Source organism: Prolixibacteraceae bacterium (genome assembly GCA_019856515.1).
GTDB lineage: Bacteria > Bacteroidota > Bacteroidia > Bacteroidales > Prolixibacteraceae > Halosquirtibacter > Halosquirtibacter xylanolyticus.
In genome coordinates, this window is sequence record CP082230.1 from 367,838 (window position 1) to 386,473 (window position 18,636).

Genomic DNA, 18,636 nt, shown 5'->3' on the forward strand with positions numbered 1-18,636 from the left:
TTATACAATAGGAAGTTTGACAGTGTAAGAGGTCTTGCTTTTTATTATTTGAGGTTTAATACGGATATTCAGTAGCTCATATCTTCTAAAGATATTCTTCTGCCCAACTTTAGTTGAATTATAATTACTCTTTCGAATGTTCAAATTGTTCTGTACAATAAGAAGTTGATCTTCAACCCATATTTTGATCGTTAGTGGATGTTTGAGAGAAGCTACATTATGCTTTATTGCGTTTTCGACTAATAACTGTAATACAACTGGAGGGATTTCGCCTTCAATTTCTTCAACGGTATTACTAATTTCAATATTAATACGCTCCTCATATCTTATCTTTATGAGAAAAAGGTACGCTTTCAGAAAAGCAATTTCCTCTTCAATACGTATGAAATTATGAGAATAGTTTTGAATTATATACCTGTAGACATCAGAGAGCTTCTCAAGGAAATCTGAAGCAAGACATGTTCTTGTTTCAATCAGTTCTGTTAAAATGCTAAAATTGTTAAACATGAAGTGAGGATCGATCTGTAACTTTAGTGCTGTAAGTTCTGCATTGTTGGCAATTTCTCTGTCTTTTAGAGACTTGATCATCACCTCATCGTTCTCCTTCTCCAATTTAAGCTGTTGCTCTAAGTAAAAAATATTGTGATAGATTGAAGTAATAAACGTAATGATCACCATCTGTGAGTACATAATCGATAGAAAATGATATTCAGATATTTCTTTAGGTTCACATAGTGGTTTAAATAGTAGAATAACAATAAAAGTTGTAATTACATTAAATAAGAGAAGAATTAATGATTTAAATAACAGTTCCAACTGTTTGTTGTTACCTAAAAAATTGAATCGACTGATGATTTTTATGTAAAAGATGGAGACTTCTACTTGTATATAGTTAAGCAAAAGGCTTACTAATGATTCGATGAAAGAATTGTCTGATTCGAAGTGATTTATGAATTCTTCAAAAGTTTTAAATTCATTAATGCTAAATGTAAGAAAGCCTAGAATGAAAACAATAATGGTAATGGTTGCTTTACCCTTTATAGAGTTTAAGGAAAAATTCATTGTCAAAAATTTTATACAAAAATACAATGAATCTTATTCTTATATGACTTTTTTTGACTGAAATGTCTAAGCTTTTCTCTTAAACGACATATTTAAGCGCTAAAATACTAAATGGAGATGTTTGAGATGTATTTAAAAAGGAGGTGCTTCATGATTAAACACCTCCTTCTCTTCAGAAATAATCTATAAGGTTTTTTCAATATAAATTCTATTGCAACCTAGTTCTTAAGATGTTCAGCGAAGAATCCGATCATGCATTTATATAATTCAATTCGATTCTCTTCGTGACCAAAGCCATGGCCTTCATTATATTTTACCATGTATGGAATCTTTTCTCCTTTACTTCTAAGAGTTTTTACAATTTGGTCTGATTCATTGATATTTACTCTTGGGTCATTTGCTCCTTGAACAACAAAAAGAGGTTTCGTGATCTTATTTGCATTGAGTGCTGGAGATACTTCTTTCATTATCTCTTTCTCTTTAGGATTTTCAGGATCATACCACTGTTGGTAGAACTGTTTCATAAAAGGTTTCCAGTAGGCAGGGAAGGAGTCAACAAATGTAAATAGATTTGATACACCAACATAATCTATACCACAACGATAAAGATCAGGTGTCTTAATTAAGCTCCCTAAGGTTGCCAATCCACCATAACTAGCACCATAAATAGCAACTCGACCTTTATCTATCCATCCTTTATCTATCACATAAGCAACTCCATCTTCTAAATCATTTAACATGTTTCTTCCAATTTGTTTGCTCCCAGCAAGGTAGAATTCTTTACCATAGCCCCCTGAACCACGATAGTTAACTTGAAGAGTTGCGTATCCTCGGCTAGCAAAGAGTTGTGTCTCTGGATTAAATCCCCAAGAATCTCTGATACCATAAGGACCTCCATGTGGATTAACAATTAATGGAACTTTTTGTCCATCTTCTGCAACTTTGGGTAGAGTAATGAAGCCGTGTACTGTAAAGCCATCTCTTGATTTGAAGGTTATTGGGTGCATGGTAGCCATATCCTTAGGATCTAATTGAGGCATAAGATCTAATAATTTTTCGAACTTATCTTCTTTTGCATCATATGAATAATAAACACCATATAATTTATCACTTCCAGTAACGATTAACATTTTCGTCTCATCATCTGTTTTATCTACAATGTTGAACTCTTGACCTTTGAACTTCTTGTTGAATTTTTTATACAACTTCTTAAATGTTTTACTTTGAGGTGATACTTCAGATTTTTCACCATTGTAATAGAAGAAGTCTATTTCATAATTACGTAACCTCGATCGACTCATTCCACCTACGTCATAAGTGTCATTGGTGTATAGTAATTCCACTTCTTTACATGCATCTAAGTCATAAAGTACAATTGCACTTTTGTCCCTCTCAAGATTGCTTTTAACGTATGCTAAGTTTGAGTCTTTAGTGCTATAATCAAAACCAAGAATACCAAATTCTTGCTTCCAATCTGTTTTAATAACTAGTTTAAAGTCATCTTCAGGAGTTGATCTATAAAGAAGTTCATAGTCTGTTCCATCTACTTGACGTGTGATTGCTCTCAATACTCCATCTTTATCGAAGTCATATCCCATTACTGGACGCTGTGTGTCGTTGTTCTCGTATAATTTCACCATTTCACCTGTCACCACATCTAGCTTATATGGTTCAAAAACTTGTGGGTTATCTTTGTTCATTTGAACGATGATATGGTTTGGTTGCTCTTTTAGGCTATTCAAGATACTAACACGAACATTTTCAAATGGGGTAAGTGCTTTTTTGTTCTTACCATCAAGATCAACTGCAAAAATCTGGTAATTTTCATCTCCTCCTTGATCTTGAACATAAATGATACGTTGATCATTGATCCAGCCATAGCCTCTAATTAGCTCTTTTCCTTCTTCAAGGACTTTTGTGACTTTATCCGTGGATAGATCCTTTACAAAAACATGGCTTTTACCATCTTGGTCTTTTTCTCGATAGGAGAAATACTTTCCATTAGGAGAGAATTTAAGGCTACTTACTTTCGGTTTCGCAAAATAGTCCGTAACGCTATAAGAATAGTTTCCCTTTTCATAATCCATTAACTTTTCCAATTCAGATTTACTAGATGGAAGAGAAGGATCTCCAGGTGATTTTTTTTCTTGAGCATTTGTCATTGCAGGTGTTATTAGTAAGAAAATTAGAACCAACAGACTGCTCAGCTTCAATATTCGACAAGTCTTCATGTAATGGGCTATTTGTTAAGTTAAACTTGCAATGAAAAACTTATTCCAAAGCTTTTCACTATTAATAAGACGTTTAATAGTGAAAATAGTTACAATAAACCATTAAAAAATGAACAGAAATATGGTGTTTTTGTTCTTTAGTACAAATATTATAGATGTATGTTCATAAAAAAAGCGACTAAGTTATTAATCGCTCTTTTTTTATATGATTTTAGATTCTTTCCATCGATTTATTGGGGACCCATCCAGTGTTTCCGTCAGGAATCTTCACCTCTTTCCATCCTTCAATACTATCCGTTATCTGTACCTTAATTCCTTCATGAATAATAAAAAGTTCCGTACCAGTTTCACTTGGAGCACCTTTTACCGTAACACTAGGTTTTGTGATTATTGCACCAAGATGACGGGTTTCATGTAGATATTGATCTCTTGCAATAACAATACTCGTTATACATAAAATTAGACTAAAAATAGCAATCGTAAGTCCTAATTTTTTTGTCTTGACACTCTCTCCATATATCAGCAATAAAGATAAACCCAATAAGAATATAAGAAATAATAGAATCGATAGATAACTCCATTCTGTTGAGTTAAGCAACTGTTTGATGTTATTCTTAATTTTCACGACCAATACCGTCGGAAGTGGTTCAACCTTATCAACAATATACTGATTTGCCATCTTTAGATTATAAGATATATTCTTATTTGATGGATCAAGCATTAGTGCTTTCTCATAATATAGAATAGCATGTGTGAAATCCGAAAGCTTATAATATGAGTTTCCTATATTGAAAAATAGATCAGGCTGCTGATAGCCTTCATTTTTAATTCTTTGATATTCAACAAGTGCCTCTTTAAAGTCTCCTTTTTTATATAAAACGTTGGCATTCTCAAATTGCACCTCTAGAGTTTCTGCTGAAAGCGATAGTGAGAATAGGATCGCTAATGTCAATACGATTAATTTTTTCATCATCTATCTATTTTTTAATTTTCTTTTCCACTAAACTTAATACCTCAATCGCTTTTTTGTATAATTCCTCTTGAGCACTATGATCTTGAGATGGAGCATATCTTGCAAACTCACATGTATCTATAAGTGATAATAATGCATCAATTGAAACATTGTCCATCCTTTTTTCTGCCAATTTAGTCTTAATCGTCTCTTTAGTTAATTCGGATTTCGGAAGTGTTAGTTTGTCTTCTAAATAACCCATTAATGCTTCTAAAACAGCCTCATAAAACAGTTCGTTTTCATCATTTTTAAGATGCTGAGATGCTTTCTTTAATCTCTTTAGTGCAAGACTGTTTGCTTTCTTATTTTTAGTCCCCCAAATATCTTCTCGTTCTTTAATCTTCTTCAAGTTCATCAGATAAATAACGATAAAGATAAAGAACCCTCCAATAAATAACATATAGAAAGTCACAGTACCATATAAGCGGTGGTGCTTTTTGAAAGTTATCTTGTCTGTCGAAATAAATCGAATGTCTTTACCAACGGTCTTGACATCTTCTTTACTGAAACTACTTACCTGTGCTGAAGTTGCATTTTTACCTTCGCCTGGTGTAACATGAATATTAAACGGCGTAGTTTGTTGCGTAACATATCTATCTTTTAATGGATCATAATAGGCAAATGAAACTGATGGGATTGTATAATCACCAGCAAATCTAGGTTGAATAAGGTATTCTAAGGTTTTACTACCTTGTTCACCACTTTCAGTCACCTTTATATTATTCTTGCTTTGAGGATCATATGTTTCGAAATCCTGTGGGAAATCTAATTTAGGCGCTGTAACTAGCGATAGATTCCCTTTTCCTTTTATGGTTAGACGAAGCGTAATTGCATCATTGGCTTTAACTTTTGTTTCTGATATAGATGCTTTAATATTAAAGCGTCCTACAGCTCCGGAATAACTATCAGGTGGACTAGGCAATGCGTTTACACGTACTGTACGAGGTGCACTTGCAACATCTACACTTACTGTTCTTGTCGAGTTGAAAAAATCATCAAAGAATGCTTGAGAATTCTGTATGCGCTGTCTTACCTGTACGGTAATTTTAGCAGGATCAATTCTTAACGTTCCATCTTTTTGTGGAAAAAGCAATGTTTTGTTAAGAATAGCTGTATTATAGATATCTCCATCGTAAGCCTCTTGGTTCAACGACAGACGCCTAATTTCACCTACTGATTTGGTGTAAAAATTCGTAAAACTAGGAATCTCGATATTGGATACTCCTGAGATTGGAAGTCTTGTATATAATTTCGTCGTCGCCAGAATTGCTTCTCCTTCTTTCACATTTGTACGAGAAAGCAATACCTTAACGAACATATCTTTCTTTGATATTTCAGCTCCAGAAGATGTCGTATTTGTATTCGCATTTCCTTTTACAATCTGAATTTTCTTCTGCTTTGTTTTATAATGTCTACCATCAATGACAACATCAATAGCTGGAAAAACAAATGTTCCAGAATTGAGCGGTTTCAAAATATATGTGTAAGAATACGAATTAGAACGAGACGATTTTCCATTAATTATCTGTACTGAGCTACTGGAAGAAGTCATTGGTCCCATCATGACTTCAAAATTACTCATAGATGGAAGATTAACTTTCTCTGCTTGTTCATTTGATTCTATTGCTAGACGTATTTGCTGACCTACTCGTGCAACATTGGGTGTAGATAGTTTTACATTAACTCTATCTGCAAAAACGTTCCATGAAGTAAATATCAATAGAAGAAAAAACGATATCTTTTTTGCAATCATATTATAATTCTTAATATTATCAACTACGAAAATAAGTATAAGTTTTTGAAAGTCCTTACCATTTCTTTTCTATGCTTTGGGCTTTTGCTTTTTCTTGTTTAACCTGAGCCTTTCTTACTTTATTTTGTGTCTTCTTTTCTTTATCCTCCATTGCTTTAAGCATTGCACTTGCTCTTGCTTTACTTAAGCCACTTTTACTTTTCTTCTGAGATCCTTTATCCTTTTTATCTTTATTCTTTTGTTTGTTCTTGTCTTGATTCTTGTTCTTATCTTGATCTTTTTTATCCTGATCTTTCTTGTTTTTATCTTTATTCTTCTGGTCCTTGTTCTTTTTATCTTTATTATCCTTATTGTCTTTGTTGTCCTTATTCTTTTTATCCTTGTTGTCTTTATTCTGATCTTTATTCTTCTTTTGCTCTTCTTTCTCTTTCTTCTTTTTCATCGCATAGGTCAAATTATATTTGGTTGCGAGATCCGAAGGATTACTTCTCAAAGATTTCTTATATGCTTCGATACTTTTTTCAAACTCATTCGACTGTAAATAGCTGTTTCCAAGATTATAATACAGTTTAGCCTTGTCGGCTTCTGTTGTTGCCGTTTCAGACAACTCTTCAAACATCTCTATTGCTTCTTTGGGATGTCCTTGTTTAAGAATCGCAGATGCCAAGTTCGACTTCCATTTAAAATTATCAGGTGCTTTTTCTAAAGCTTTTCGATAATAAGTTTCTGCTTGTGCATACTTCACTGAGTCAACTTTAGAGCTATCCTTTAATGCTTCAAGAAACTCTTTATTTCCTTTTCTGACCAGTCGTCTCTCTTGTTGAGCAGAAGCAAATTGAAGCCCAACAAAGATCATTATTATAATTAGTGTAATCTTTTTCATGATATAAGCTTCTTTAAGCATGTTTTTTATCCTTCCCAAATATATTTACCCTTGCTAACCATTTGTTCTTTCTCTCAATAAGCATCATACTTAATGCAAAGAATAGGAGTGAAGCTCCGATAAAATATGGAAATTGATCGTCATATTCAGCATATTGACGTGTCGAAATCGCTTTCTTATCCATTTTGTTTATCTCCGAAAAAATAGCATTCAGCCCAATATTGGTATTGTTTGCTCTCACATAACTTCCCGATCCTGCTTGTGCAATCTTCTTGAGCATGTTCTCATTTAACTTGGAGATGACTGTCTTTCCACTTTTATCTTTAATAAAGGTTCGTTGTTGATTCCTAATCACAGGTACAGGAGCACCTTGTGGAAGCCCCATTCCTAAAGTGAATACTTTTATTCCTTGTTCCTTTGCTGTGGTTGCTGCTCCAATCGCATCATCTTCGTGGTTCTCCCCATCTGTGATGACAATGATGGCTTTGCTTCCAGTATAATCTGGACTGAAAGATTTTGTAGCTAATTCAATTGCTGAACCAATAGCTGTACCTTGAACAGGAACCATCTGTGTGTTTACCGAGGATAAAAACATCTTTGCAGACGCATAATCACTTGTAATTGGAATCTGTGTATAAGCTTGACCTCCAAAAACAATTAATCCAATTTGATCATTATTGAGTTTGTCCGTTAGCTTACTTACTGCCATCTTCGCTCTTTCAAGTCGACTTGGTTTAATGTCTTCTGCCAACATACTGTTTGAAACATCGAGGGCAACCATTATCTGAATGCCTTTTTTCTTAATCTTTCTCATTTTTGACCCAAATTGAGGTTGGGCAATGGCAAAGATTAAGAAAACCGCAGCAAGCAGTGATAACGCAAATATTAATCCTTTTCGAAAGGATGACTTATTTGGCATAAGAGCTTGAATGAACTGGTAATTACCAAATTTTTCAACTCTTCTTTTATTATAGCCAATCAATATCCAATACCCTAAAACTAGTAGTGGTATTAGGATTAGTAGATATAAATATTCGGGATGTGCAAAACGAAATGAGTTCATCTGTATATTATTATCGTTTCTTAATTAAGGTATATTACGGAAGATTGTATTCCTAAGTAGTATAGAAGACAACAGTAGTATGAATGCTAGAATTGCATATTTGCCAAACTCTTCATTTTTCTTACTATACTTCTTAACCTCAATCTTCGATTTTTCTAATTTATCGATCTCTTGATATACCTCTTTTAAGCTGTTGTTATCTGTTGCTCTAAAATAACTAGCATCCGTCTTATCAGATATCTTCTCAAGAGTTTCCTCATCAATTTTTACTGGAACTTGTTGTACTTGGCGTCCAAATGGAGTGTCAAAAGGGTAGGGGGCCGTTCCATGTGTACCTACACCGATAGTGTAGACACGAATACCAAAAGTCTGTGCAATATCAGCTGCTGTAAGAGGAGATATCTCTCCTCGATTGTTCGCACCATCAGTAAGTAGTATGATTACTTTACTTTTGGCATTACTCCCTTTCAATCTTGATATGGCAGTAGCTAAACCTGAACCAATAGCTGTTCCATCCTCAATCATTCCACTCTTAATATTGTGAAATAGATTCTGAAGAGTGGCGTGGTCGGTAGTCAAAGGACACTGCGTGAAACTTTCACCACTAAAAACAACTAACCCAATACGATCGTTAGTTCGACCTGCAATAAATTTCTGTGCCACTTCTTTGGCCGCTTCCAATCGGTTTGGAGTAAAATCTTGAGCTAACATACTACTCGAGACATCAATGGCCATAACAATATCTATACCCTTTGTTTGAGAGTCCTCCCAACTTCTGAATGATTGTGGTCGAGCCAAGCATGTTATAAGAAGTAATATCACACCTATATTGAGAATTGGAATGAAATGTCTTCCATAGTATTTCCATGATTTCGGTAGTTCAGAAAGTCTTTTAGTCGAAGATAAACCTAAACTTGCAGACATCTGATTACGCTTCCATATATACCAGGCAACGTATGGTATCAGAAGCAATGCTCCAAAGAAAACTTTTGGATGTGCAAATGTAACGGATTCCATCATCTATTCTTGGTTGTTTTTAGGTCCATATTTTAATAAATTCTCTTCCTCATCACTTAATGTCGATGTTTCCTTATTAATTTCAGTATCGACAACAGTTGCTGTCTCATGAGGTTGGTCATCATCATCTGTCTTTTCTTCATTGACAACTTTTGTTTTATCAACAAAAGCCAAACATATATTCAATTGTCGTGGATGTTCACTCTCTTCTGGGATATACTTGGCAAATTTAACCATGTCAGCCAAACGAAGCACCTCTTCTAATGTTCTTAGCTCTTGGCGATACTCTTTCGTCTCTTTTACATTACGTAAAGAGTCTACAATTTCATCTGTTGTAAGCTCAAGTGTTGAAACCCCAAAACGATGTGATAAATATTCACGAACAATATCTGTGAGGCTAACATAGAATGGTTTTACCTCTTCTTTTGTATTTGGATATTGTTGTTTCAACTCCTCAAGAAGTCTTACAGCCTTTATCTCATATGGTTCTTCTGGTTCTATTGGACCTGAAAAGAATGGCTTCTTATTTTTATATCTGTATATCGCATATAGAATAATTAGGAAAATTGAAATCACTAATAAAAATCCTAAAATCCATGGTGTAACTTCTTCTAAAGTAATAGGTGCTTCATATGGCTTTTTAATATCAACAATACCGTCTTGCTTCTTCAGCTTCATCGAGTGAACTTGAAGCATCACAGATGGTGTAAGAAGTGTATCTGTAACATTCCCTTTTTGTAGTAGAATAGGATATCTTGGAATCTTATATTGTCCTGAATCAAAAGATGTGATAAGGTATGTTGCACGAAGAATCGTTTTGTCATCTTGTTGAAGCGTATCCATTTTAGGGCCATCCAAAATTTCCACTTTAGACATGATCGTATCCGTGAAGTTAGGAAAAACAAATGTAGTACCTTCCTTTTGATCAATATCATAAGTTAGATGTATTTGATCTCCTAACAGAATGTTCGTACTATCAATTTTAGCACGAATATTGTTGGGGGTCTGTGCTTTTACACTCCATGAAGTGAAGAGTAAAAGTACGAGTGTCCATATTTTAGTATTTATATTCTTCATAGATTTCCAAAATCTAAATGTAAACTGTTTGCTCTATTACTTTTGTATCACAATCCTGTGATTATGCTCTCTTTCGAAATAGTGAAATTAAGGCTTTTACAAAATCTTCTTCTGTGTCAATTGCTACAGAGTCGATTCCAGATTTTGCGAACATCTGATCTGTGCGAAAAGAGTGCTCTTTCCACATCTGTTTATAATAATCACGTGTTCTGCGACTTGAAGTGTCTGCAAAGACGTATTCTCCAGTCTCTACATCTTTAAACTTAACAAAACCCATCGATGGTAGTTCTGTTTCCCTCTTGTCATAGATACGTAATGCTGCGATATCGTGTTTCTTGTTAGCGATCATCAACGCTTTCTCTAATGATTTGTTATCATCAATGAAGTCCGAAATGATAAAGGCACTACATCGTCGTTTGATGACATTGCTTAAATACTGTACTGCCAAACTAATATCAGTCTTTTCACTTTCAGGTTCAAAGTCTATCAACTCTCTAATGATACGTAAAGTGTGACTTTTACCTTTTTGTGGGGGTATAAATTTTTCGATCTTATCCGAAAAGAAAATCACACCCATTTTATCATTGTTGGCAATTGCTGAAAAAGAAAGAACGGCTGCAACTTCTGTCATAACATTCTTCTTCCACTTCTCTAGCGTTCCAAAATTACGAGACCCACTGACATCAATTAACAGCATCACTGTGAGTTCCCTCTCTTCTTCAAAAATCTTAATAAATGGCTTGTTATACCTTGCTGTTACATTCCAGTCAATGCTTCTAACATCGTCTCCGAATTGATATTCTCGCACCTCACTAAAAGCCATACCTCGACCTTTAAATGCGCTATGATATTCCCCAGCAAAGATGTTTTTTGAAAGCCCTCTAGATTTTATCTCTATCTTACGTACTTTTTTTAGTAGCTCGCTAGTCTCCATATTTACGTATCATTATCTTTAAAACCCTCTTTTATTTAAATGTCTTTCTCCAAATATAAGGGTGAGTGACAATTGCTCTCACCCTTTTAATATATTATTTGGGTCAATTAAGGCACTTTAACGGCGTTCAAGATTTCTGATACAATCTCTTCACTAGTAATATTATTTGCCTCTGCTTCATAGCTTAGTCCAATACGGTGGCGAAGCACATCTGGACATACAGCACGAATATCTTCTGGAATTACATATCCTCTTCGCTTAATAAATGCGTAAGCTCTTGCAGCTTTTGCCAAACTAATACTTGCACGAGGAGATGCCCCGAAGCTAATCATGTCTTTATATTTCTCAAGACCATGTAGTTCTGGCTCACGAGTGGCATATACAATATCAACAATATAACGTTGAACTTTTTCATCTAGATAAACATCCTTTACGACTTCTCTTGCTGAAAGAATATCTTGAGTTGTTAGTTTCTTAGATGCTTTAGGGAACTGTTTAAGTAGGTTTGCTTGAATAATTGCTCTCTCTTCTTCCTTTTTAGGGTAACTAATGACAACCTTAAGCATAAAACGGTCAACTTGTGCTTCTGGAAGAGGATAAGTTCCTTCTTGCTCCACAGGGTTCTGTGTCGCCATAACCAAGAATGGCTTGTCTAACGAATATGTCTCATCCCCAATTGTCACCTGACGCTCTTGCATCGCTTCAAGAAGTGCTGATTGCACTTTTGCTGGAGCACGGTTGATCTCATCGGCCAACACAAAGTTCGTGAAGATTGGTCCTTTTTTAATTACAAATTCTTCATTCTTTTGACTGTATATCATCGTACCAAGAAGGTCGGCTGGTAGTAAATCTGGTGTAAACTGAATTCTAGCAAAGTCTGCATCTACAATTTCTGCAAGTGTATTAATCGCGAGAGTTTTTGCCAAACCAGGTACCCCTTCTAGAAGAATGTGTCCATCAGAAAGTAACCCAATCAATAAGGATTCTACTAAATGTTCCTGCCCAACGATCACCTTGTTCATCTCACTGGAGATTACATCTACAAAAGAGCTCTCCTTTTGAATTCTTTCATTTAGTTCCTTAATGTCTACAGCTTGACTCATATGATATATATTTTAATAAGTATTCATTTATGATTGTTTCCACACAAATTTAACAATTGTTTTTACAGGATACAAAGCATGAATTTGGATTAACACGATGTTAACAGTTGCCGAAAGATGGGGATTTTTTGATCTGTATGAAATGGATCGATGAAATAGAAGAAAGTAGTGGTTGTATCTTATTGTGTTGATTATTAATGGTAAACTTAAGCTTTGTGTTTGGTCTTGATACCTTGTGGTGCTATGATTTTAGTGGACTCAAACTATAGAAAAGATGAAAAATGATCTTATGACAATTGACATGTAATTGTTAAATAAATAAAAAAGAACATCGCATTACATCCAAAAAAATGGTTTGATCATCAAATTTTATGGGTGTTATCTTAATTTAATGACGTTTTTTTATGGTATATGCCAATACGAAGCATTTGTCTTGAGCGAAGTTTAATATACTTCGTATTGGTGTCACCCTGTTTAGGAGAGTTTGTCGAGGATTTTTAATGCTTCATCTTTTAAAGAGATATTTCCAAAAGCATCTGCGTCTATAAAGGGGTACTTCTCATTTGAAAGATCAATATATGTTCTCCCTAATTCAGCCATGTTGATGATGTCATTCCAATATTTGGTTTGCAATGAGATATATTTCAACGGTGCAAAAACACGATTTGAAAGATCATTTAGTGGACATCTAATTATACTAAAAACAGGATTGTGGTAATGGTTGTCGACCAATTCAGGTGCTAAATTGGCATCTTTTTTACTAAAGATATGTTTAGAATCTCCATCAATACTTATCTCTTCGAATATCCCTTCAAACACAAATACTGTAATGTTTGTATTTCGTTCTTTTAGTTTATTGCTCTTTTCAAGATAGTTTTTGACTATCTCTAAATACTGATGTGATGCAAATGCAAAAAAGAAAATATTCTCTACTTGGTCATACTCATTCGATAATATTTGGTTGAACCATTTCTCAGTGGTGTTTGTCGATAGTCCTTGTTCAGCCAAAATTACATTTGTTGTTTGACAAGAATGTAGATCTTCTGAAGAAAAAAATGTGTTAAAACGATTCCATCCTAAGCTTTCTTGTAAAGCTTCTCTAACAGGAAATGCTAAAGACGCTTTGCTAGGAAGAAGAAGAGAGGATGCTGTCTGCTTTATGTCAAAAAGATCGTAGAATTTTAATTGAGCTATGGTTCTTGATAGAGCCTGTTTTAAACCATGAGTCACTTGATCCCCCATAAAGGTTGGATCACAACAAATGTGTCGTGTTTCTGGTGTTGAAATTAAATAAGTGTTGAGTTGTGACGACTTCGTTGTTTGGTATATGGAACAGTCAAAATCTTGTTGTATTATTTCGAGCATGATTTATCGCTTATGTTTAGTAAAACGAAGACCAATACATTTGGTGTATCTGTGTCTTAGAATTAAATGCGAGGCCAAATTAGTGGTAAAGTTCTTTTCTTGCAAAAAGTGACATGGAAAATATAATGAAGAGGAGGGATTTGGTTGTTACATGGGAAATGACGTGTGGGTAGGTGTGAGGTAGTGTGAATTACCCTCTACCTTAATTATACTTTCCTCCTCGTTCCTCAGTACCTCCTACCTACCTGCTAAGGGGATGACAGGTGTCTCCTCCTACCTTAGTCCATGGTTCAGCCATGTTTCGTCCATGGTTCAGCCACCGAAACCCCCGAAATCGATGGACAAACCATGGACGAAACATGGCTGAACCATGGACAAAGGTAGGAGAAGGTACGGCTAAGGTACGGAGTAGGGTCGAAGGAGGTCAAGTGAAACGATCTACTACATAGTGTGATTTTATCATAGCGTGGAGGGGGTAAAGAGGTGGTGTGAAATTAATTCAGTATAATTATATTCCGTCATTTTTTTAAAAAAGTAGAGATGGAATGGGTTGATTTCAATGAGATAAACGCAAAAGCAATAGATCAAATCCGTTGATGTTTCAAATTGTCATCTTTTTTGATCTATTGTCAAAAAAGATGAAGGGGTTAATGGTTTTTTAATGTATTTATACTATTGATATTTAGTTGTTTATTGGTATTTTTAGGGGGTGTGGATTTTTTAAATAAAAATATATTAGAGGTTTATGCTTTAATCAATTATTATTCCTACCTTGCAGTATAGTAAATCGCAAAGGACTAGTGAGTTTGTGATTTTAGATCATTCTTTTTTGATGATATTACTTCGGTAAAGTTATACAAATAGGATGGTTCGACGTAATTAGCATTGCGTATAGCTGGGTTTGGATGTCTATAGTATGATTATGAGTGAAACTCGTTTTTGACAATTCTTTTGTTTTATATGAAGAGAGAATACTCGTACTAAGTTGATTTAAGATATCTAGATTTCTGCATTCGTTTTTTGTTAAAACATTATTATTAAAATTAAGTAATTGCCGTCTTTAAGGTTTGAAATGAATATTTAAAGAAGGCGCAACATTTTTTAAAATGAACAAAGGAATTGTAAAGTTTTTTAATGAATCAAAAGGTTATGGTTTCATTAAAGAAGACGAGACAAACAAAGAGTATTTCGTACACGTAACTGGTATAGTTGACGAAATTAAAGAAGATGATCAAGTTACTTTTGAACTTAGTGAAGGTCGCAAAGGACTAAATGCAGTTGACGTGAAACTAGCATAATTAAAATAGTTCATGAAGATTTTATACCCTATTCTCCTTTGGAGGATAGGGTATTCTTTTTTTTGTTGTAAATGTTTCTCATGTTAAATATTCCAAGGTGGGGGTGATTTTTTAATTTGATAATTTACATGACGTTTTTGTGTGATTTATCAATTTCTTCCTTTTCACAAAAAATAATCATTTTTTCTGCTAATTATTTTCGCAATTCGCTTAATTTTTAACGAAACGTTTTTAGATTTGTAGTTGTACTTACATAAAATTTAATTATGTGATTACAATGCAATCAAAAATATTATGTAATTTTAAATTGCATGAGACAAAATTGTCTCTCTGTCTAATAATGTCTGATTATTTAATTACTTTTTTATGAAAAGATTAACTCTGTGTATTGTCGCTTTAGTAATGGCATTCTCATCTATTGCAGGTAATGAGGGAAATGTCGCTGGATCAAAAGTGAAGATTGGAGCTAAAGCTCCTGATTTCCGTTTTGAAATAGCACCTAATACACCAAAATATTTAAACAGTTATAAAGGAAAAGTAGTACTACTTACTTTCTTTGCTATTTGGTGTCCTCCTTGTCGTAAAGAGATTCCTCAATTTTCAAGAGAGCTTTGGCCTAAGTACAAAGATAATCCAAACTTCGAATTGATTCTTTTGGGTCGAGATCATAGTTGGGAAGCTTTGTTAGATTTTAAAAAGAAATATGAGTATGATATGAACTTTGTGCCAGACATGGATAGCAAAGTGTTTAATAAATATGCTGAACGTCAAATTCCAAGAAATTATTTGATTGGTAAGGATGGAAAAGTTGTTTATCAATCTCAAGGATTTAATTTGAATGAATTCAAAGAGTTGATGGAGCATATTGATAAAGCATTAAAATAGTTTTTATTCTACTATTGACAAAAAAGCTATCTCTTATTGAAGGAGATAGCTTTTTTATTTTAAAAAGAATTATTGTAGTGGTTTAGTTAATTGATTAACTTTGAGTATGTGGTATTTTTGTCTTAGATTTCTTTGAATAATAATAAATTTTCGATTAATGACCATGTGACGGTTTTATCATTAATAGCGATATGTATGAATAATAAATCAGTTATATTTTGGAATATTGATACGCAATATGACTTTGTTGATCCTCAAGGAGATTTATATGTTGAGGGTGCCGAGAATTTAATCGATCTATGGGAGGAGATATTGAATTATGTTAGGGCTCATAATATTCGATTGATATCTACGAAAGATCATCATTTTCTTGATTCTAGTGAACTTTCTGATAATCCTGATTTTATAAGAACTTTTCCACCTCATTGTATTGCTTTTGAAAAAGGAGAGAGAAGTGTTTTGTCTGGCATCGAAGAGGAGAGCTTAGAATTAGATTGGGATGTTATGATGACTAAAGATCATTTGGTGGGGATTTACGAAAAAGGTAGCCCTATTACTGTTTTGAAGGATAAATTCGATTTTTATGAAGGGAATCCGAATAGTAAGCACCTCTTATCTATTTTGAAAGAGAAACATATGTATGTTATGGGAGTGGCTGAAAATGTGTGCGTAAGTCAAGCTGCTATAGCCCTCGCAAAAAATGGGTTTAGTGTAACTGTGATATCTGATGCTGTTCGCGGTATTCCTGGATTAGTAACTCCCTATGAGATGTGGCGAGAGTTAAATATTGAGCTCAAGAGTTGGGGTGAGGTGAAGTCTGAGATCTCTCGTGTTTAATTCCATTGCTTTAAAGTGAAGTTGCTTGTATTTAATCCATAAAGCGTTTTGGTACTTTATGGATTAAATCTATGAGTGAGGTTGGTAAAGTTCTATATATCTAAAGTTTAAACTTAGATGTTTTAACTTTAAAGAATGGTTGTGGGATATGGAAGTCTGGCTGTTTATTTCGTATCTTTTTTGCAGAATACCAAATTTGTTGTTTTTGAGGTCCATAATCAGCTCTAAAGATTGCCATATAGAAACTTTTGTTATTCGATCTAAATATGTCTAGGTCGTTAATGTATATTGCGCCTTCTACAATGTATTGATCTTCTATAATGGTTGAAGCTGTTCTTATTTTAGTGTAATCCCAACTTCGATCAAAGATGCGGTGGTATGATGCTCTATAGTCAAGTTTGTTACCTTTAATATCGATTTCAAAGCAGTAATACTTTTTTAAATCTTTGTTCTTGGAGAAGAACAATTCTACTCGATCAGATTTAGCAACAGATCTTTCATTGATGTAAGGCTCGTATTGCATTGTAGTATCTTTCACTATAAAGTAAAAGAATAGCCAGCCATCTTTGATAAAATATTGGATTGTAGTGTGGTCTTTCTTGATTTGGTCTTCCCATGGTGCATATAGCCCACCAATATTGGTGGCTTTACTCCACTCTTTTTTGTTGATCTTTCCGTCAATAATGACCTCTTGTGCCTCTGTGAATCGTGTTAAAAGTAGAACTGCGAAAAGTAATAGCCAGTGTTTGATTTTCATTGGTCGTGTGATTAATTGATTTAGTGCAGCTAAAATAGTTAAATACTAACATTTATGTTTTGTGTTTTTGCTGTAAAATATTTATGTTTTCGTATGGAATTCTCTTTTGTTTGGTGTATACTTGTAGTAAGTGAATATTCATTCACTGGTAGTTTTGTACTTTAATATTAATAATATGAAAGTTGTTTTATTTGGTTCTACAGGTGCAGTAGGGCAGCACTTGAAAAGAGATTTCGAGTCACAAGATATATCTCTAGTAAATATTATTCGGAAACCGTCAAAAGATACTAACACAGGTGTAGATACAGAGGAGGTCGTGGTTGATTATAATAATATTGAATCTTTGAGAATAGAAGCGGATTCTTTATATATAGCCATCGGTACTACAATGAAAAAAGCGGGTTCAAGAGAGGCATTTGTTGCAGTTGATCGTGATTTGGTAATTCGAATTGCGAAATGGGGATTTTCTCAAGGGATTAAGTCTGTACACGTGATCAGTTCAATTGGTGCCGATAAAAATGCCAAAGGAGTATATTTAAAGACCAAATCGGAGATGGAAGAGCAAATAAGTAGAATCGGTTTTGATGAGGTTCATATTTACCGCCCTTCGGTACTTGTTGCAGAACGTGAGGGTGATTCCCGTTTTGCAGAGAAACTGTCAGTTCCTTTTATGAAACTACTTTCACACATGGGAGGGAAAATGAAAAAATATCAACCAATCACTGTGGAAAGAGTGGCCTCTTTTATGGTTTCAAGATTATTAAAGGGCAAGGACTCAATATATATATACGAAAGCGACCAAATGCAATAGGTTGTTTGAATAACAATATTTTGTGGATTATGGCTGTATTAGCATTGGAGAGCTTAGCTGTTTTTGTATTAAGCTTATGGAAGATCTATCTCGGATTTGCATATCTCGCAATACAGGGGTATTCTCTCATTTATGCATGTTTGTTGAATTTAAGTGCTGTGGCTGTATCAGTCTTTTTTACATATCTACTATGGAAGCAAGGTGATAAATGGCCCTTTTTTAATCGTTTTCGTACGCATCGTAGTTATCAGAAAGCAATAGAGTTTTGGCGTCGAAATGGTGCCATGTTAACGCTAATATTATCCCCTATTCTTATCGGTATTCCAACCTATGTGATTATAGCATTGGAAGCAAAGATTTCGATAAAGAGAATCACTATCAGTATGATTTTTATCTCATTTTTGTGGGGTATTTTATGTTATTATGGATCATCTTTCTTCGTAGATGATGTGGTTTTAATTGCTAATCTAAAATGAATATAAGGGGCTCTTTTTTGTTTGGTGAATGACCATGCAGTAGTTTTGTGTTTTATTTTTAGAAATAAATAA

General features: G+C 34.1%; 17 protein-coding genes. 5 read left to right on the top strand and 12 right to left on the bottom strand.

What is annotated here, in order from left to right; genetic code table 11:
* The 11 genes from K5X82_01270 to K5X82_01320 form a co-directional block, all read right to left on the bottom strand.
* Nucleotides 1-1,062: a histidine kinase gene (locus tag K5X82_01270; protein QZT37534.1), complete on the bottom strand. Its 1,062-nt coding sequence runs from the start codon at nucleotides 1,060-1,062 to the stop codon at nucleotides 1-3.
* A gap of 218 nt (nucleotides 1,063-1,280) precedes the next feature.
* Nucleotides 1,281-3,293 carry a S9 family peptidase gene (locus tag K5X82_01275; protein ID QZT37535.1) on the bottom strand — a complete coding sequence of 671 codons (2,013 nt, stop codon included), beginning with the start codon at nucleotides 3,291-3,293 and terminating at the stop codon, nucleotides 1,281-1,283.
* Between the two features lie 211 nt (nucleotides 3,294-3,504).
* A complete protein-coding gene (locus K5X82_01280) occupies nucleotides 3,505-4,266 on the bottom strand; it encodes a tetratricopeptide repeat protein (GenBank protein ID QZT37536.1) in 762 nt (253 codons plus the stop codon).
* 4 nt (nucleotides 4,267-4,270) lie between these two features.
* Nucleotides 4,271-6,058, bottom strand: coding sequence for a BatD family protein (locus K5X82_01285; GenBank protein ID QZT37537.1), 1,788 nt, complete (start codon nucleotides 6,056-6,058; stop codon nucleotides 4,271-4,273).
* Between the two features lie 55 nt (nucleotides 6,059-6,113).
* Nucleotides 6,114-6,941 carry a tetratricopeptide repeat protein gene (locus tag K5X82_01290; protein ID QZT37538.1) on the bottom strand — a complete coding sequence of 276 codons (828 nt, stop codon included), beginning with the start codon at nucleotides 6,939-6,941 and terminating at the stop codon, nucleotides 6,114-6,116.
* A gap of 13 nt (nucleotides 6,942-6,954) precedes the next feature.
* Entirely contained in the window at nucleotides 6,955-8,004 is a 1,050-nt protein-coding gene (locus tag K5X82_01295) for a VWA domain-containing protein (GenBank protein QZT37539.1), read from the bottom strand.
* A gap of 24 nt (nucleotides 8,005-8,028) precedes the next feature.
* Entirely contained in the window at nucleotides 8,029-9,021 is a 993-nt protein-coding gene (locus K5X82_01300) for a VWA domain-containing protein (protein QZT39071.1), read from the bottom strand.
* 3 nt (nucleotides 9,022-9,024) lie between these two features.
* Nucleotides 9,025-10,098 carry a hypothetical protein gene (locus K5X82_01305; GenBank protein ID QZT37540.1) on the bottom strand — a complete coding sequence of 358 codons (1,074 nt, stop codon included), beginning with the start codon at nucleotides 10,096-10,098 and terminating at the stop codon, nucleotides 9,025-9,027.
* A 61-nt stretch (nucleotides 10,099-10,159) separates the two neighbouring features.
* Nucleotides 10,160-11,032: a DUF58 domain-containing protein gene (locus K5X82_01310; protein ID QZT37541.1), complete on the bottom strand. Its 873-nt coding sequence runs from the start codon at nucleotides 11,030-11,032 to the stop codon at nucleotides 10,160-10,162.
* A gap of 107 nt (nucleotides 11,033-11,139) precedes the next feature.
* Nucleotides 11,140-12,135 (bottom strand): AAA family ATPase, encoded by a 996-nt coding sequence (locus K5X82_01315; GenBank protein QZT37542.1) that lies wholly within the window; start codon nucleotides 12,133-12,135, stop codon nucleotides 11,140-11,142.
* Between the two features lie 474 nt (nucleotides 12,136-12,609).
* A complete protein-coding gene (locus K5X82_01320) occupies nucleotides 12,610-13,500 on the bottom strand; it encodes a hypothetical protein (GenBank protein QZT37543.1) in 891 nt (296 codons plus the stop codon).
* A 1,106-nt stretch (nucleotides 13,501-14,606) separates the two neighbouring features.
* Here K5X82_01320 and K5X82_01325 point away from each other — a divergent pair.
* The 3 genes from K5X82_01325 to K5X82_01335 all read left to right on the top strand — a co-directional run bounded on the left by K5X82_01325 (nucleotide 14,607) and on the right by K5X82_01335 (nucleotide 16,520).
* Entirely contained in the window at nucleotides 14,607-14,798 is a 192-nt protein-coding gene (locus K5X82_01325; GenBank protein QZT37544.1) for a cold shock domain-containing protein, read from the top strand.
* A 366-nt stretch (nucleotides 14,799-15,164) separates the two neighbouring features.
* On the top strand, nucleotides 15,165-15,683 hold the full coding sequence (locus tag K5X82_01330) for a TlpA family protein disulfide reductase (protein QZT37545.1): 519 nt from the start codon (nucleotides 15,165-15,167) through the stop codon (nucleotides 15,681-15,683).
* Between the two features lie 195 nt (nucleotides 15,684-15,878).
* Entirely contained in the window at nucleotides 15,879-16,520 is a 642-nt protein-coding gene (locus K5X82_01335; protein ID QZT37546.1) for an isochorismatase family protein, read from the top strand.
* A gap of 100 nt (nucleotides 16,521-16,620) precedes the next feature.
* Here the strand turns inward: K5X82_01335 and K5X82_01340 are convergent, their stop codons facing one another.
* Complete coding sequence (locus K5X82_01340) at nucleotides 16,621-17,277, bottom strand: hypothetical protein (GenBank protein ID QZT37547.1); 657 nt, start codon at nucleotides 17,275-17,277, stop codon at nucleotides 16,621-16,623.
* 175 nt (nucleotides 17,278-17,452) lie between these two features.
* Between K5X82_01340 and K5X82_01345 the strand changes: the two genes are divergently transcribed.
* Both K5X82_01345 and K5X82_01350 read left to right on the top strand, forming a co-directional pair.
* Nucleotides 17,453-18,088, top strand: a complete 636-nt coding sequence (locus K5X82_01345; protein QZT37548.1) for an NAD(P)H-binding protein — start codon at nucleotides 17,453-17,455, stop codon at nucleotides 18,086-18,088.
* A 29-nt stretch (nucleotides 18,089-18,117) separates the two neighbouring features.
* On the top strand, nucleotides 18,118-18,564 hold the full coding sequence (locus K5X82_01350) for a hypothetical protein (protein ID QZT37549.1): 447 nt from the start codon (nucleotides 18,118-18,120) through the stop codon (nucleotides 18,562-18,564).
* The last annotated feature ends 72 nt before the right edge of the window (nucleotides 18,565-18,636 follow it).

What these genes read in the sequence shown, in the direction of transcription:
- K5X82_01280 (QZT37536.1), bottom strand. Translation starts at nt 4,266, where the DNA reads ATGATGAAAAAATTAATCGTATTGACATTAGCGATCCTATTCTCACTA.
- K5X82_01270 (QZT37534.1), bottom strand. Translation starts at nt 1,062, where the DNA reads ATGAATTTTTCCTTAAACTCTATAAAGGGTAAAGCAACCATTACCATT.
- K5X82_01320 (QZT37543.1), bottom strand. Translation starts at nt 13,500, where the DNA reads ATGCTCGAAATAATACAACAAGATTTTGACTGTTCCATATACCAAACA.
- K5X82_01300 (QZT39071.1), bottom strand. Translation starts at nt 9,021, where the DNA reads ATGGAATCCGTTACATTTGCACATCCAAAAGTTTTCTTTGGAGCATTG.
- K5X82_01310 (QZT37541.1), bottom strand. Translation starts at nt 11,032, where the DNA reads ATGGAGACTAGCGAGCTACTAAAAAAAGTACGTAAGATAGAGATAAAA.
- K5X82_01290 (QZT37538.1), bottom strand. Translation starts at nt 6,941, where the DNA reads ATGAAAAAGATTACACTAATTATAATAATGATCTTTGTTGGGCTTCAA.
- K5X82_01305 (QZT37540.1), bottom strand. Translation starts at nt 10,098, where the DNA reads ATGAAGAATATAAATACTAAAATATGGACACTCGTACTTTTACTCTTC.
- K5X82_01345 (QZT37548.1), top strand. Translation starts at nt 17,453, where the DNA reads ATGAAAGTTGTTTTATTTGGTTCTACAGGTGCAGTAGGGCAGCACTTG.
- K5X82_01335 (QZT37546.1), top strand. Translation starts at nt 15,879, where the DNA reads ATGAATAATAAATCAGTTATATTTTGGAATATTGATACGCAATATGAC.
- K5X82_01275 (QZT37535.1), bottom strand. Translation starts at nt 3,293, where the DNA reads ATGAAGACTTGTCGAATATTGAAGCTGAGCAGTCTGTTGGTTCTAATT.
- K5X82_01350 (QZT37549.1), top strand. Translation starts at nt 18,118, where the DNA reads ATGGCTGTATTAGCATTGGAGAGCTTAGCTGTTTTTGTATTAAGCTTA.
- K5X82_01315 (QZT37542.1), bottom strand. Translation starts at nt 12,135, where the DNA reads ATGAGTCAAGCTGTAGACATTAAGGAACTAAATGAAAGAATTCAAAAG.
- K5X82_01330 (QZT37545.1), top strand. Translation starts at nt 15,165, where the DNA reads ATGAAAAGATTAACTCTGTGTATTGTCGCTTTAGTAATGGCATTCTCA.
- K5X82_01325 (QZT37544.1), top strand. Translation starts at nt 14,607, where the DNA reads ATGAACAAAGGAATTGTAAAGTTTTTTAATGAATCAAAAGGTTATGGT.
- K5X82_01285 (QZT37537.1), bottom strand. Translation starts at nt 6,058, where the DNA reads ATGATTGCAAAAAAGATATCGTTTTTTCTTCTATTGATATTTACTTCA.
- K5X82_01340 (QZT37547.1), bottom strand. Translation starts at nt 17,277, where the DNA reads ATGAAAATCAAACACTGGCTATTACTTTTCGCAGTTCTACTTTTAACA.
- K5X82_01295 (QZT37539.1), bottom strand. Translation starts at nt 8,004, where the DNA reads ATGAACTCATTTCGTTTTGCACATCCCGAATATTTATATCTACTAATC.